This is a genomic window from Bacillus sp. K7 (genome assembly GCF_053903245.1).
In genome coordinates this window covers 2,955,950-2,971,668 of record NZ_CP096406.1, presented here as the reverse complement: position 1 = coordinate 2,971,668, position 15,719 = coordinate 2,955,950, and the positions used below count along the sequence as shown (strand labels likewise).

Annotated in this window: 10 protein-coding genes and 1 pseudogene; 10 read left to right on the top strand and 1 reads right to left on the bottom strand. The window is 44.7% G+C overall.

Annotated features, from left to right (window positions below):
• Positions 1–99: 99 nt before the first annotated feature.
• Positions 100–1,369, bottom strand: a pseudogene (locus tag M1D98_RS15230) (PucR family transcriptional regulator).
• Positions 1,370–1,849: 480 nt separating this feature from the next.
• Between M1D98_RS15230 and M1D98_RS15225 the strand changes: the two are divergent.
• The 10 genes from M1D98_RS15225 (at position 1,850) to M1D98_RS15180 (ending at position 15,681) form a co-directional block, all read left to right on the top strand.
• On the top strand, positions 1,850–2,143 hold the full coding sequence (locus M1D98_RS15225) for a WXG100 family type VII secretion target (protein ID WP_003220661.1): 294 nt from the start codon (positions 1,850–1,852) through the stop codon (positions 2,141–2,143).
• Between the two features lie 70 nt (positions 2,144–2,213).
• Positions 2,214–2,453: an ESX secretion system protein YukD gene (gene yukD, locus M1D98_RS15220; RefSeq protein ID WP_010329928.1), complete on the top strand. Its 240-nt coding sequence runs from the start codon at positions 2,214–2,216 to the stop codon at positions 2,451–2,453.
• 14 nt (positions 2,454–2,467) lie between these two features.
• Entirely contained in the window at positions 2,468–3,820 is a 1,353-nt protein-coding gene (essB, locus tag M1D98_RS15215; protein ID WP_010329927.1) for a type VII secretion protein EssB, read from the top strand.
• Between the two features lie 60 nt (positions 3,821–3,880).
• Positions 3,881–8,368 carry a type VII secretion protein EssC gene (gene essC, locus M1D98_RS15210; protein ID WP_456279692.1) on the top strand — a complete coding sequence of 1,496 codons (4,488 nt, stop codon included), beginning with the start codon at positions 3,881–3,883 and terminating at the stop codon, positions 8,366–8,368.
• Positions 8,365–11,601 carry a type VII secretion protein EsaA gene (gene esaA / locus M1D98_RS15205; RefSeq protein WP_456279691.1) on the top strand — a complete coding sequence of 1,079 codons (3,237 nt, stop codon included), beginning with the start codon at positions 8,365–8,367 and terminating at the stop codon, positions 11,599–11,601. The genes essC and esaA overlap by 4 nt, the downstream gene beginning before the upstream one ends.
• Before the next feature lie 31 nt (positions 11,602–11,632).
• Positions 11,633–12,088 (top strand): type VII secretion protein EssA, encoded by a 456-nt coding sequence (gene essA / locus M1D98_RS15200; protein WP_456280228.1) that lies wholly within the window; start codon positions 11,633–11,635, stop codon positions 12,086–12,088.
• Positions 12,089–12,149: 61 nt separating this feature from the next.
• Positions 12,150–12,881 (top strand): (S)-benzoin forming benzil reductase, encoded by a 732-nt coding sequence (locus tag M1D98_RS15195; protein ID WP_456279690.1) that lies wholly within the window; start codon positions 12,150–12,152, stop codon positions 12,879–12,881.
• A 196-nt stretch (positions 12,882–13,077) separates the two neighbouring features.
• A complete protein-coding gene (locus M1D98_RS15190; protein WP_121643195.1) occupies positions 13,078–13,608 on the top strand; it encodes an HD domain-containing protein in 531 nt (176 codons plus the stop codon).
• Positions 13,609–13,798: 190 nt separating this feature from the next.
• A complete protein-coding gene (locus tag M1D98_RS15185) occupies positions 13,799–14,035 on the top strand; it encodes a YuzF family protein (protein ID WP_010329921.1) in 237 nt (78 codons plus the stop codon).
• Positions 14,036–14,571: 536 nt separating this feature from the next.
• On the top strand, positions 14,572–15,681 hold the full coding sequence (locus M1D98_RS15180) for an AI-2E family transporter (RefSeq protein ID WP_121643194.1): 1,110 nt from the start codon (positions 14,572–14,574) through the stop codon (positions 15,679–15,681).
• The last annotated feature ends 38 nt before the right edge of the window (positions 15,682–15,719 follow it).

Sequence of the window (15,719 nt, the reverse complement as noted above, 5' to 3'; positions counted from 1 at the left end):
CTGTCTCCTCCTGTACATGTGATGTTTTTAGTGTAGCTTGATTCTTTAGAAAATTCTTTGTTTGAATAAGAAAATAAAAAAACATGGATTTGTGAAATTTCACAAATCCATGTGCCGAAGCTTGATATCTAAATAAATGGTGAATTTTTGATTTACATTTTTTAAATCGATTTCAGCGATCTGGCTGATACGTTTGAGGCGGTAATTCAACGTATTAACATGTATATTTAACACCTTGGCAGCGTTATTCACGTTGCTGTCAGCTTCTATAAAACGTTCTAGTGTTTCTACCATATTTGACTGGTGGTCCCGGTCATACTGTTCCAGTTTGGAAAGCGAATAATTAAAATATCCCGTCTGCTTCCGTTTTTCATCTAAGACATCTAAGTATTGATAAATGCCTAGCTCAGAAAAGCTGAAAAGATGCTGGGTCTCTTCTGCGAACCGTTCCTTCGCTTTTAAAACGGACAATGCTTCCTGATAGGAGCGGGAGACAAAAGAAATAGAGTTGTATATTCCGCCAAAAGCGATTGAAGCGCCTTCTATTTTATACCGTTCCTTCAGCTGTCGTTGCGTACTGAAAGCAAACTGTTTTAAATCTTGAAAAGGGTGGTCTGTTTTGGGCGCGGTCAAAATAACGAGTTCATTGGAATCCACGGTCGTCAGCAGCACGTGAACCTGCTGGGTTGTTTCCTGCAAATATTGCAGCTGCTGTTCAATTTTTTCCGTCAGCTCACCGTTTATCCGGATGATCATCACGGAAAACTCAGAAGGTGCAACCATTCCAAGCTTGTGGAACCCATCGGCCATGTCGCGCTCCTGGTGAATATGACCAGTAAGCATTTTCCAGAAAAACTCTTGGCTTCGTTCTTCATTTTTCGTTTTTCTGATTTGGAGCTTGAGAAGCTTGTTTCTCACTGCTTTTGCCGCCATTTGCAGTGTCATCAGATCATCGTCAGACAATGTCTTTTGGATCTCAAGCGCCCATATGAAGCCAAGCACTTGGTTGTTTTTCCAAATCGAAATGGCAACACGGTTACTGAGCCCGACCTCATCTATCTGCTGTACTCTGATCGGCTGTTCCGTTTTTAAAAGAGTTGGGATCGTCCCGTCTTTCCACAACTTGTTAATGACCTTCTCCGGCACTCTTCTGCCAATGATTGTAGCGGTTCGGGCAGGGTCTGTGCAGTCGCTGTGTGTACTGTAGGCAAGCAGTTTGTGGTTGACATCCTCTATAGTGACGGGGCAACGCAGCACGTCGCTGATATGATCAGCCACATCTTCAAGTCGGTCAAAACTGTATTGAAACGGATCATTCGGCATGGTCATAAATCTCCCTACTTTTTCATGCTTGATTTCTCTTTGACATCTCATCCTCTACCTTTTATTATGATTGTTGTTGTTTGTGAAAATCAACAACAAAGAACGGAAGCAAAATAACCGAGTAAACGGTATACTAAAGAAACGTACGATGCTTTATATATTATGAAAGCTTACCTTATTATAATTTCAAGAAGGTCATCAAACGACGAGAGTAAAAGAAAAAACTGAACCTTTCAGAAATGGTGCTGTAGCATCAAATTTTCTGAAAGGTTTTTTTTGGGAGTTGGAGAATCATTTGGGTCTTTTGGATTATTCGAAGGATGAAGAGAAGATTAAGAAAATGAACCTACTTGTTTAACAATATATGTCATTTTTAAGTGATGCGGGATAAACCATTGGACTCATTTTGTAAAATTAAAACATATTTGTTTGACTGTGCCGAAAAACTGTTTTTATAATAATGACGTTCTAAAAATAAGTGAATTAGCCCATATTTAGGCTGATGGCACAGGAGGTAATGAGGAATATGGCAGGATTAATTCGTGTCACACCCGAAGAGCTAAGAGCGATGGCGAAGCAATACGGCGTTGAGAGCCAGGAAGTATTAAATCAGGTTGATCGTTTAAACCGTATGATCTCTGATTTGAAAAGCATGTGGGAAGGTGCTTCAAGCGAAGCGTTCGCAGATCAATACGAGCAGCTCAAACCTTCATTTATCAAAATGTCAGATTTGCTTCAAGATGTGAATCAGCAGCTTGATCAAACTGCAAATACACTTGAGTCTACTGACCAAGACATCGCAAATCAAATTCGCGGATAACAGTATGAAAGGGAAGGAGCGCCTGATTCAAGAGAAGACGGCGCTCTTTCTATGTAAGGGTGATCCTAAAATGTATATAGATATTACGATAGATTTGAAACATTATAACGGCAGTGTCTTTGATCTCAGATTGTCAGATTACCACCCGGTGAAAAAAGTAATTGATATTGCTTGGCAGGCTCAAAGCGTAGCTATACCTCCGCGCGAAGGGCACTGGATCAGAGTGGTTAATAAGGATACGGTGTTTTCCGGAGAATGCAAGCTGTCAGATTGCGGCATTACAAACGGAGACCGGCTTGAAATATTATGAAAGGATCTGGTTGAATGTCGGATAAACAAAAATCATATGTAGAAAACCAATTAGAAGCCGTTGCCGAGACAACAGATGCCGGCTATACATTTACCTTTCAGCGGGAAAAAATAAAGCTTCTGGACGGTCTCGAAGCCAACGTGATCAAAGATGTAAATCCTTTTTTTCATAAAGAGATCGATGTGACGGATGATGAAGTGATCATCACAATCCAACCTCCTCCCTCCTATAAAGCATTCCGCTTCATGAAAGCTAAAGATAAAAAAAGCAAATGGCAGTTTGCCTATCAGCTTGTTCAAGCTGTACAGCATCACAATCTGTCGAGGCTTAATGTGATTGTCGCTCCTGAAAACATTGTATTCGATAAAGGCCTGACGCCTTATTTTCTTCATTACGGCGTAAAAGAAAGCATTCCTCCATACGGGCAAGATGAGGAAAGAGTGTGGCGGGAGCTGAAAGCCGCAGCGGCTTTGGCAGTTGACGGCGCTTTTGCGTTTGAAGACTACCTGAAATTCAATGAAACGCTGACGTTCTCCGAAGAAGCTAAGGCGATATTGGATGCAGCGTCCTATGAAGACCTGCTCGAACTGATTCAAACCCATATCGATCAGCTTGAAGCCAAAGCGAAAACATACATACATATTCCGAGAAAGAAGTGGAACATTCAGCGATACATCGGCCTGGGGCTTATTGTTTTGCTGGTCCCGGCGCTTATTTATTCGATGTACGCCTTATTTTTCGCACAGCCAAAGCATCAGGCGATAGTGGACAGCAACCGCGCTTTCTTAAACAAGCAGTACAGTGAGGTGATCAGCACACTGTCAAAATACGATCCGGAGAGCCTGCCGGAATCGGTGCAGTATCAGCTGGCGACGTCTTATGTTGAGGTTGAAAATCTAGGGAGTGCAAAAACTAAAAATATTGAAAATAATTTAGTCACACTTCAATCAGACCCTCAGCATTTCTTGTATTGGATTGATTATGGCCGAGGGAATTACAAAGAAGCTATCAGTATTGGCCGTAAACTTGAATACAATGATTATATTTACTTTGGCCTTGCAAAATATAAACAGCAGCTTTTATCTGAAGATACAAATGATGAAGACATACAAAAAGAACTCGATTCAGTTAATAGTGAACTTGAAAAAGCAAAAAAGGAGCATGACGAAAATCAAGAACAGTCTAATACTGACACATCTTTAGTTGATACAACCGAAGAACAAACACAAACAGACGAACAAAAACAACAAGCTGAAGAAAAAGCGGCAGAAGAAAAAGCCGCAGCCGAAGAAAAAGCGAAAAAAGAAGAACAAGCGAAGAAAGAAAAAGAAACAGAAAAGAAAGATGAGAAAAAAGATGACAAATAACGTGAGACATGAAGCGCAGGTCATCGCATGCTGCCGTTTGGCCGTTAGGGGGTTCGCCATTTGAGTCTATTATGGGTGTTTTACCAAAATAACGTTCAAAAACTGAAGCTGTCTGACCTCCCGTCGTCCCACCCGGCGACCATTGGGCCTGATGTGAAGGATTCCATTACGATCGGCACCATTTCGTTTGAACACGGAGTGATTTCTCTTCAAAGAAAGGAATCTGGCGGCCAATACGAAGTTTTCTTGGGAAATGATTGTGTCGGCATGATTGAGCCGGATGGATCATTTTCTCTCCAAACGGATCAGCAAGATATACGATTGATCTTGACGGACAGCGAGACTGAGAAATCCGTTTATTTTACGGGGAATCGTGATGAAATCATCTGTTCAACAGAAAACACGAATGCAGATATTTACCTGAATCCGCAAGATATTGCTTTCGCGGAACAAAGCACGTTCTCTTTGCTTCGTGTCGGCCCAAGCTGGTCGGTTCAACCTGAAAGCGGGACGGTCTTTTTAAACGGAGAGAAGATTAACGCCGATACAACGCTCCAGCCGGGAGATGAAATCTTCTGGAACTTTACGCAAATGAGAGTGACGGAACAAGATCTTTTAGAAGTGGTTCATTTTGCACCGTTTGAAACAGCATTAACAGAAACGGTCAAACCGAGCACAGAGATGCAGAAAAAATATCCGCAGTACAGAAGAACGCCGCGAATGGTATACGACCTGCCGGATGACCGCGTGTCCTTCAGTTTTCCCTCTCAAGAGAGCGATCAAACCAATAGAGGGCTGTGGCTTGTCATCCTGCCTCCGCTTGTGATGCTGATCGTGATGGGCGTTGTCGCCATCATCCAGCCGCGCGGCATATTCATCCTCGTTTCTCTGGCGATGTTTATGATGACTCTCATTACCTCGACGGTGCAATATTTCCGCGATAAAAACCAGCGGAAAAAACGCGAGGAAAAACGGGAGCGTGTGTACAAGCTTTACTTAGACAATAAGCGGAAAGAGCTTCAGGCGCTTGCTGAAAAGCAAAAGCAGGTACTAGAGTTTCACTTCCCTTCATTTGAGCAAATGAAATACTTAACTAGTGAAATCAGTGACCGGATCTGGGAAAAATCGCTTGAAAGCAAGGATTATCTCCAGCTGCGGATTGGGACGGGAACAGTCCCTTCAAGCTATGAAATCAATATGAGTGGCGGAGACTTGGCCAATCGTGATATCGACGACCTCATGGAGAAATCGCAGCAGATGCAGCGTATCTATAAGGACATCCGTAATGCGCCGGTTACGGTCGATTTGGCGGAAGGTCCGATGGGGCTTGTCGGTAAATCGCAAATTGTGAAAAATGAGATTCACCAGCTGATCGGACAATTGTCGTTCTTCAACAGCTATCACGATTTGCGGTTCGTATTTATTTTTCATGAAGAAGAGTATAAAGACTGGGAGTGGATGAAGTGGCTGCCGCAATTTCAAATGCCCCATATTTATGCGAAAGGATTTATTTATAATGAGCAAACCCGAGATCAGCTTCTGTCCTCACTTTATGAATTGATCAGAGAGCGCGATCTCGAAGATGATAAAGAAAAACTGCAGTTCAAACCGCATTTTATATTTGTCATCACAAATCAGCAGCTGATCTCAGAGCACGTCATTCTCGAATATTTAGAAGGGCAGCATGAGCATCTGGGCATCTCTACAATTGTTGCTGCGGAAACAAAGGAAAGCTTGTCGGAAAACATTACGACTCTTGTCCGCTACATCAATGAGCACGAAGGGGACATTTTAATACAAAAGAAAAAAGCGGTAAGAATTCCGTTCCGCCTCGATCATCATCAGCGCGGGGACAACGAACGGTTCTCACGCACGCTGCGGACGCTGAATCACCAGGTCGGCATTACGAATTCCATTCCGGAAACGGTATCGTTCCTGGAGCTTTTCCACGCGAAGGAAGTCAAGGAAATCGGCATTCAGCAAAAATGGCTGACAAGTGAATCAGCGAAGTCGCTGTCAGTGCCGATCGGCTACAAGGGGAAAGATGACATTGTCTACTTGAACCTTCACGAAAAAGCCCACGGTCCGCACGGGCTGCTTGCAGGGACGACGGGATCAGGGAAAAGTGAATTTCTCCAGACGTATATTTTGTCACTTGCGGTGCATTTTCACCCGCATGAAGCGGCTTTCTTATTGATTGACTATAAAGGCGGAGGAATGGCGCAGCCGTTTCGCAATATTCCTCATCTGCTCGGCACGATCACAAATATTGAAGGAAGCAAAAACTTCAGTATGCGTGCGCTCGCTTCCATTAAAAGCGAACTAAAAAAAAGGCAGCGCCTGTTTGACCAGTATCAAGTCAACCACATCAATGACTATACAAAGCTGTATAAGCAGGGAAAAACAGAAGTGGCAATGCCTCACTTGTTCTTAATTTCTGATGAGTTCGCCGAGCTGAAGAGCGAGGAGCCTGATTTTATCAGGGAGCTTGTCAGTGCCGCGCGTATCGGGCGAAGCCTGGGTGTTCATTTGATTTTGGCGACACAGAAGCCGGGCGGCATCATCGACGACCAGATTTGGAGTAACTCGCGCTTTAAAGTGGCGCTGAAGGTTCAGGATGCCACCGACAGTAAAGAAATTTTGAAAAACAGCGATGCCGCCAACATTACCGTGACAGGACGCGGGTATTTACAGGTAGGCAACAATGAAGTGTATGAGCTGTTCCAATCCGCTTGGAGCGGAGCGCCTTACTTAGAGGAAGTCTACGGAACAGAGGACGAAATTGCGATCGTCACGGATACGGGCCTGATCCCGCTTTCTGAAGTGGATACCGAAGATATCGCGAAAAAAGACGTTCAAACCGAAATCGAAGCCATAGTTGATGAAATTGAACGCATCCAAGATGAAATGGGAATCGAGAAGCTGGCAAGCCCATGGCTGCCGCCGCTCGCGGAACGGATTCCGCGGACTCTTTTCCCTTCAGGCGAAAAAGATCATTTCCATTTCGCATATGTCGATGAACCTGATCTGCAAAAACAGGCGCCAATTGCTTATAAGATGATGGAAGACGGAAATATCGGCATATTTGGCTCTTCCGGCTACGGAAAATCAATTGCCGCCGCTACGTTCCTGATGAGCTTTGCGGATGTATACACACCTGAACAGCTTCATGTCTATATCTTTGATTTCGGAAACGGAACGCTTCTGCCATTAGCGAAGCTGCCGCATACCGCGGACTACTTCCTGATGGACCAATCACGAAAAATTGAAAAGTTCATGATTCGGATCAAGGAAGAAATTGACCGCCGTAAACGCCTGTTCAGGGAAAAAGAAATCAGCCACATTAAAATGTACAATGCGCTGAGCGAAGAAGAGCTTCCGTTCATTTTCATCACCATTGATAACTTTGACATCGTCAAGGATGAAATGCATGAGCTTGAATCGGAGTTTGTCCAGCTTTCCAGAGACGGGCAGAGCTTGGGCATCTACTTCATGATGACAGCAACGCGGGTGAATGCTGTCCGCCAATCATTGTTAAATAATCTGAAAACCAAGGTTGTCCACTATCTCATGGATCAATCTGAGGGATATTCGATTTATGGACGGCCGAAGTTCAATCTTGAACCAATTCCAGGGCGCGTCATCATACAAAAGGAAGAACTTTATTTCGCGCAAATGTTCCTTCCTGTTGACGCGGACGATGATATCAGCATGTTCAACGGGCTGAAAGCAGACGTTCAGAATCTTCAGGAGCGCTTTGCTTCACTGGAGCAGCCGGCACCGATTCCGATGCTGCCTGAGAGTTTGTCGACGAGAGAATTTTCTCTTCGCTTCAAGCTGGAACGCAAGCCGTTATCTGTACCGATCGGGCTTCATGAAGAAACAGTCAGCCCAGTCTATTTTGATGTGGGCAAGCATAAGCACTGCCTGATTTTAGGCCAGACCCAGCGCGGGAAAACAAACGTCTTAAAAGTCATGCTTGAACATCTGATTGATGATGAAACCGAAATGATCGGCCTGTTTGACTCGATTGACCGCGGCTTATCCCATTATGCGAAGGAATCGGATGTCTCATACTTGGAAACGAAAGAAGACATTGAGCAGTGGGTAGATACAGCAGAAGACATTTTCAAAACAAGAGAAGCCATGTATGTAGAAGCCGTCCGTCAGGGGGACGCGCAAAATCTGAGATTCTCACAAGTAGTGCTGATGATTGACGGAATTACAAGATTCCAACAAACAATTGATACGAGAATACAAGATCGTCTGGCAAACTTCATGAAATCATACGCGCATCTTGGCTTCAGCTTTATTCCGGGCGGAAACCACAGTGAATTCTCAAAAGGCTATGACTCCTTGACGACAGAGATGAAGCAAATCCGCCACGCCATTCTGCTGATGAAAAAATCTGAACAAAATGTCATTCCTCTTCCATACCAAAGACAGGAGCCTGAAATTCAGCCGGGCTTCGGATATGTTGTGGAAAACGGGAAGGAGCAAAAAGTTCAAATTCCTTTATGTTCTGCTGAAAGGGAGAGTGCTAGATGACAGAACAACGTAAAAGCTTGATCAAGTTAATATCCGCCGTCATTATCATTTTACTGCTGCCGATTTTGTTTTTCCGTTTTATCGGGGAAGACCCGGCGAAAAAAGTAGCGAATTCAACGCGGCAAATCGCGGTGGTGAATGAAGACACAGGCGTATTGAGCGAAGAAGTGAAGTCTGATGAAGAGGACAAATCCGCCCAGTTCGGCAAGGAAGTAGCGGCCGTTCTGGGGGCGCGCCCTGATTATTCGTGGACGGTCGTAAACCGAAGCGCGGCCGAGACCGGTCTCGCATCAAAGAAATACGATGCGATCGTCTACATTCCATCAGACTTCTCAAAAAACATTTTAAGCTATGATAAAGACCGCCCTCAAAAAGCAACGCTCGAATTCAGCATTCAGGATAACCTGAATGCGGTCAACAAAGAAAAAGTGCAGCGTGAGCTCGAGGATGCGCAAAAGAATATGAACAAAAAAATGTCGGCCTTATATTGGAATTTTGTGTCACAAAAAGTAGACAACATCAGAGGAGAATTTGACAATATCGTCAATAAAGAATCTGAATTCCAAAATGTCATGTACAACTTTTACAAACCTAGCTCAAATGATTTAGCAGGTGAAATCAAACAGCAAAAAGACTTAATCGATGAGCTGAAGAAATCAATGAATGAAGCGCAAGGCACGACAAAAGAAAAAGCTTCAACAGCGGAAGAAGCCAAAAACACGCTGAAAGAATTCGTTGATACCGTTGAAAGGTATAAAGAATATCAAGAAAATCAGAAAAAACTGCTTTTGACAGCCCAAGATGCCACTCAGCAGCAAATCCAGACAGGTCTGGATGCCATTCAAGCTCAGCAAAAGGCGAACCAATTCAGCGAACGCATGAGCGGACTGGCAACAGGAATCAGCCAAGTGAAAACACAGCTTGCACAAACAAGTACAGTGTTGGCAAAAGCACAGCAACTGAGAGAGGGACAAGTGCCCCAGCAGGAACTTGGCATGGCAAAAATCCAAAGTAATTTAATTGAACAATATCAGGCCGCTTCAAGACAAACGGCATTAAATCAGGTTTATGATCTGCTTGTACCAGCGCGTCAGGCGCTGACAGTTGCGAAAGGGAATGACCCAGTCGTAGACGACGGCTCTGACAATGATGATCAAGATAAAGATAAAGAACCGAAGGAAGAGAATCCCGAAGACCTGAAAATCGATCTTGAAAAACAGCGGGAAGAACTGAAAAGCATCGCCGCTGACATTCAGGACATTTCAGACAATCTGAAGGAGGCTGAAAAAGAGAAGCCGGCACCAGAGGACCCGGTAACAGATGAACCGTCCACTGACGCCCCGGCAAACCCTGATGACGGAACCAACACAAATCCCGATACACCACAGGGAGACACCGGAAACGGTGACAACAGCAGTGATACTGGAACGGACGGACAAACGGACGGCAACACTCAGGATCAGGACCAGCAGCCGGGAACAGACGGCCAGGATCAGAACGGCGATGCCACTAACGGCGAGTCAGACAGCGGACAAACCGAAACGGAAACATCTGCCGAACAAACTGCATCATCTGACGCAACCCTTCAAATGATCCAGCTGGCAAATGAAGATGGAACCGGAGATACTGGAGATACAGGAAGCGACGGTGGCACGACTCAGCCTGAGGACGAAGAACAAACCGGAAACGATGAGATTTCTGATATCGCAAAAGCAAAAGAACAGCTCAGCAAAGCGTCTGAGCGAATGAAGCAAATTGAAGAAGAACTCAAAGAAAAAGAAACTGCCCATAATGAAGAGCTGAAAAAGAAATTAGAAGAACTTAAAGAGCAAATGGATGGTCTCAATGATGAAATTGATGACTTGAAATTTAAAGTGAAACAGCTCGAAACGAAACTCGGAAACCTTAAAGCGAAACGGAAGCGGGAGTTTGAAGGGATTTACAGAGCAATTCGCGATCTGGAAAGTAAAGATCAGCTTCAATTCTCCGAAGAAATCAAGACAGAAAATATCAATGCTTTAATGAGATATTATAAATATCTATCTGTATATGACTCTGTATTATCCGGTACGATAGACAGTGCAGCAAAAACCGGCGCTATTGACGGCCAGCAGGGCAACGTCAAATCAATTCTGGCTCTCACACCGGAAGAATCAGCCAGCTGGGAAGATCTCAAAAACAACATGATGCTAACGGATGAAGACATTAACAGCTTCATCGACGGCATGACCAAATTCACGGAAGACTACAGTGGCTTCATCCGTGACTCTCAAGCAGGTGTTCTTGACGAACTGACGAACATCTCTGAAAGCGCCGCAAAAGCGTCGGAACAGCTGGTAACAGGGGCAACGCAAGAAGCTGCGACGTTCAGTAACGACGGGCTGTCTGGCACAATGGCACTGAGTGTCCAAGATACGGTCGGCCAGGAAGTGCTGCAAATGTCAGACATGATGGGGTCATTGTCTGATCGCCAGTCAGGCATTATTGACTACACAACCAACATGCAGCAAAGCGTCAATGATGTTCAGGCGAAAGCCGACACATTAAACAATAACTGGGGGAAAAATGTCGCCTCCACAAAGCTTGTACGCAGCGACGTATACGGCATATTGGGAAATACATTAGTAGACGGGCAAAACAACGGCTATGTATATGATTACTTGGCGAATCCGCTTAAAATCAGCGGAGAGGTTCCAGAGGAAAAAACGCAGACGGTGCCACCGGTTGTCATTCTAGTCATTGTATTGATCAGCAGCTTGTTAATCGGCTATTTCAGCTCGTATTACCAAAACGCGCCGCTTCTCGTCAAAGGAGCGCTATTCGGAATTCTGAATATCCTTGTCGGACTCATGATCAGCTTGTTCGGTTTGAATATTTATTCGCTGCCGGACGATCAGACGATTAAGTGGTCTGTATTTACAATTCTTCTGCTCGTGGCAAGCTCAGCCTTCATCCGGGCGGCGTTCAGATTCGGTTCAATTCCTGGATGGGTTGCTTCAGCGGCAATGATTCTATTCTACGTCGCACCGCTTATTGATTTGATTATGCCGAACTTTACATTTGAAGACCCTGTGTCGAAAGTGTTTATCGACATCCAGTATGGCACAGGGCACTTGTTTACAATGGGAATAACGGTTCTGCTAGTCATTACGGTGATTGCCGCGGCTCTGCCGCTTGTGATCCGGCTGATGGCCGAAAAAACAGCAGAAAGCGATGAAACGTATGAAGCGTAATCGCATCATGGAAAAGGGGATCATGATTTGTATGCTCTCCTTTTCCCTTTTCATACCCTCTGCCGCCGCTGCCGAAACCGAAGAAAACACAGATGTCGCGCCAAACCAATATAAGAAAAAAGACATCGAAATCGACACGAATTATTTGCATGAAGATTCCTACTATGAAGAGAAAACAGAACTGCCAGAGGAACAGAAGGATATCACCTTTGATCAACCGGAGGACAAGGACGCCGAGCTGATAAAAGGTTTGTTTACATCAACAGATGCCGAGGAATCCAACACGATTGCGGCCCAGTCGAAACAGCTCGGGATTACGTTTGCTGAAAAACCAATCACAAAGACGTCATCCACGGAAACAAAGGAAGAAGAAGCAACATCTTCACTGCTGCTTCCGATTTTGTATGTCGTGCTGATTCTGCTCGGCCTTGCAGGGATTGTGTTCCTCATCCCGAAAGTCACAGCGCAGGAGAACAAAAAGGCGTAGGCCGTGTGCTTGTATTGTGCAAAAGCGGTACCGTACAATAGGAACGGAAGGAGGAGGTCCAATGGAACTTTATATCATTACCGGAGCGTCAAAAGGACTGGGAGAAGCCATTGCCATACAGGCTTTAGAGAAGGGCCATGAAGTCCATGCCTTGTCCAGAACAAAAACTGATCTCTCTCATGAAAAACTGACGCAGCATCAAATAGACCTTATCAATCTCGAAGAAGCTGAACAGCAATTTGAAACGTTGCTTTCATCCATCAATCCAGATTGTTATTCAGGTATTGCCCTGATCAATAACGCCGGAATGGTAACGCCAATCAAACGCGCCGGCGAAGCGTCACTTGACGAGCTGCAGCGCCATTATCAGCTAAACCTGACAGCGCCCGTGCTCTTGAGCCAGCTGTTTACAAAACGGTTTGCTTTATACAGCGGCAAAAAGACAGTTGTCAACATTACGTCGGGCGCCGCCAAAAATCCATACAAGGGCTGGAGCGCATATTGCAGCTCAAAAGCCGGGCTCGACATGTTTACGAGGACATTCGGATTTGAACAAGAGGATGAAGAACTGCCGGTGAACATGATTTCCTTCTCGCCAGGTGTTATGGATACTGAGATGCAAGCCGTCATCCGTTCTTCAACGAAAAAGGATTTCCACGACATCGAACGGTTCCGGACATTAAAGGAAACAGGAAGCCTTCGCAGTCCGGCCTTTATTGCAGGCACCCTGCTTTCTTTATTAGAAAAAGGCACGGAGAATGGCCGCGTTTACGATATAAAAGAGTTTTTGTAGAGCAGATATTTTCTGCTCTTTTTTTTATGAAACAGGCAATCGCCCGCGCACTCTGTTGAACAGCCGCATATACTGACTGAAACGCTGCTTTTAGGGTATAACAATGATGACAAGAAGACAAAATGATGTGACATAAGAATTGAGTTTCTCTGCAGATTATGTTAGGATGCTAAAAATATCTAAAGGAGGGGTTTCCATGAGAAAGGTTAGATTAATGGATGTTTTCACCCATCCAATTGCACAAAAGTATCTCCAACGTTCCGGTGTGGCACATGCGATTGCCTGCGCTTACCATGCGTACAGGCTGTCTATAAAGGCTGACATCAACCCTGATTTAGCTGCAAAAGCGGCGCTGCTGCATGATATCGGCCATTATGAATGGTATACAGACGGCAAGTGGGATTATGAGAAATATAAAAGAAATGACATTCATGCCATCAAAGGAGCGGAACGGGCGCATAAGCTTTTAATTCGGCTTGGCGAGGAACCGAAAGCCGCAAAAGAGATTGCCCTTGCCATTTTGCTTCATACCGATTCCTATTTGCCTGAAGGCGAATTAGAGAAAAACACGCTGCAGCAGATTGTCAAAAAAGCGGACGAACTTGATGAAGAGCCAGGCGGCCACCATCATTACCGCCAGATTGATTCTTCAACGGCACGTGAAAAAATAGAAAAGCTGGACCAACTCATCGACCAAGCCCAGGCATCAACGATGAAGTCTGTATAAGTCTCGCTTGTTACACACGGAACAGCGCCAGTTTTCTTCGCTGTCTCCGCTTCACCGCCATTTCCTTTACTCCCGCTTCCAAACCTCTTCTCCTATAGGATCCGCACCCCTTGGTTTTATCAGGAAAGCCTGTGTCATTATCCATCATAATGGCATAAGCTGAGATAAAACATAAAAAGGGGATTAAAGTATGGTCAACCAAGGTAGTCCGCAACTGGTCTCTTTAGTCGATCCTTATGTCTATCAGACCATTAAAAAGCTCATCGGCTCAAGGTTCGTGATACAGACAGTACGAGATACGGTCAGAGGCAGACTGATCGATGTAAACCCTGACCATATCACAATTGAAGGAGCCAGAAATTCCGTTTGTTTGATCAGGATCCAGCACATGATTTCCGTCACGCCAGATTACAGTGAGCGGGTTTAACAGTGCTTGCGCATGAAAAATAGGCGTACACCGTGACGTCCTATTTTTCAGTTAAGCGCTGCAAAAACGCACTGTGGTACATCGTTTCATCAAGATCAAATCCCTGATAGCGGGCATCTGAAAAACAAAAAGTGACACCGTTCACTGTATAACTGGAACGTACTGAAGCATGTTGACGGACACGAAAATGATAGCCGCCTGAATCTTTTACATATATCCGGGATGTCCCAGCATACGGGGTACAGAGCAAAGTGCCTCACAAAAACATTCGAAATCCGGCAACTTTGCCGTCTAGGGCCAATATCCAGCGGGATATAATCATGGACTTTAAGCTCCTCTGACTGTATATTCCAGCGCTTATTCGGAGGAAGAAGATGAATATTAGCCAGTTCTGACTCTTTATCATATGTCACGGCCTTCATCACCAACACCCCTTTCATCACATTAAGAGTTCTGATATGAGTTTATTTTTGTTACAATGATGGGGGATAAGCCCTTTTAACTGACAGACAAAGAAAAACTAGGAGGAACAAAGCTTGTTGAAATCAAAAGTCCATTTTTGGACATTGCAGATTTTATTTGTGTTGCTGATTATTTATGTCGCAACAAAGGTTTCATTTGTGTTTCAGCCGTTCATTGTTTTTATCTCGACACTGTTTTTCCCGATGCTGATTGCGGGAATTTTGTATTTCATTTTTAATCCGGTCGTCCGCCTGCTTGAGAAAAAAATCCCGCGGACATTATCCATTCTATTGATCTATTTACTATTCATCGGTTTGCTTGCTTTCGTTTCAGCGTCAGTTGGACCTGTCGTTACATCGCAAGTGACCGGGCTGTTTAACAATCTTCCTGATTATATAAAACAGATTCAGTCGCTGACAAACGACTTGTCCCATTCTCAATGGTTTACGTGGATGATGAATCAGGATTATATATCAATATCAAAAATCGAACAGTCGTTGACAAGTTTTCTCCAAAACCTGCCGCAAAATATCACGTCCAGTTTATCTGCGGTGTTTGGCGTCGTGACAAACATCACGCTTGTCATTATCACTGTTCCATTTATCCTTTTTTATATGCTGAAAGACGGACACCGCTTTCCGCACTTAGCAGTAAAAATTCTCCCGGCTTCTTATCGGACGGAAGGCTTGAAGATTTTTAAAGATTTATCCGATACGCTTGCGGCTTATTTTCAGGGACAGCTGTTAATCTGTCTTTTTGTCGGAACAGCGTGTTTTATCGGGTATTTAATCGCAGGTGTGCCATACGCCCTGATTCTTGGGATTGTGATGGCGATTACCAATATCATTCCTTATGTCGGGCCTTTTCTCGGTGCTGCGCCGGCTGTCATTGTCGGTTTTATGGACTCGCCTGCCAAAGCGCTGTTCGCGATTATTGTGATTGTCGTCGTTCAGCAGCTCGACGGGAATCTGCTGTCTCCTCTCGTGATCGGGAAGCGGCTCAATACGCATCCGCTTACGATTATTTTGCTGTTGATCGGAGCGGGAAGCTTCGGCGGCATTCTCGGCATGATTTTAGCGGTGCCGGTGTACGCGGTAATGAAGGAAATCTTTCTAAATATTGTCCGCCTCATCAAACTGCGTTCGCGCTCACGCCTTGAAGAAAACGCGAAGCCCGCTGAATAGGCGGGCACCATTTGCGCCTCTTTGCATATGATACTGTA